Annotated in this window: 1 pseudogene; it reads right to left on the bottom strand. The window is 33.0% G+C overall.

The annotated features are described in order from the left end of the window. Positions 1-45: 45 nt before the first annotated feature. Positions 46-1,041 (bottom strand): annotated as a pseudogene (locus AC1DPQ_RS28675) (SusC/RagA family TonB-linked outer membrane protein); the annotation flags it as partial.

Here is a 1,041-nt window from a genome sequence, read left to right as displayed (position 1 = left end):
GTTCCTTTTATTGATCGTGTTATTCATATCTTTTTCTTATATATTTTATAAATCCAACTTAAGTCCTAAAACAAATGTCTTCGGGATCGTTAGATTAGCCCCATCATAGTATCCATTGTAGTTAATTAACTCAGGGTCACTGCCTGTAAATTTGGTCATGGTTAATAGATTCATCGCCGTAGCATATAAATAGGCTCTCTTAATTTTCGATGAAGATTTTTTAAAGAATGGCGCTTTGCTAAAATCGTATCCTAAGGTTACTGATCTTAATTTTAAATAAGATGCATCTTCTAAGAATAAATCTTGATCTGTACGATAGGCATCTACATCACTAAACGGATTGTAGATTGGGTATTTTTTTTCGTTATCAAACACTTGCCAAGATGATACTTCCTTAACAGAACTAATATCATTCCCCGTTTCTGCTTTTATAAAACCATAACGTGTAGCTTGATACTGGTTAATCGCTTTTTGACCCAAAGCAAAAATGAAGTTGAAGTTTAATTCGAAATTTTTATAATTCAAGGTATTGTTCCAACCACCTACAAATTTTGGTAAACGATCACCAGTCATGACTTTATCTTTGTTGTCAATTCTGTTATCACCATTATAATCTTCCCATTTAGGGTCTCCTGCTTTGATTGGAATACCGTTAAAAGTAAGACCTACAGGCACTTCGGCATTCGTATTATAAATACCATTGTTTGTATATAACCAGAAACTACCTACAGGTTTTCCTACCTCTAGTCTATTTTCGTTAAGAATTAATTGAGTTACCCCATCAGGTAAAGCCGTTAATTTATTTCGGTTATAGTTAAAATTGAAACCTGTACTCCAACTTAATGCCTTAGGCCGATTTATTACCAAACCATTAACTATTAATTCTATCCCTTTATTGTTAATAGCCATACCAGATTTGTAATTCAAATCATATCCTGTTTCAAAAGGGACCGGCATACCAATTACCTGATTATTATCATTACGATTATAGGCAGTAACCGCAGCATTTAATCTATTGTTAAAGAAACTAGCATCTACAGT

This window comes from Pedobacter sp. 01T416_2 (assembly GCF_056398925.1).
This window is presented reverse-complemented; position numbering and strand designations above follow the sequence as displayed.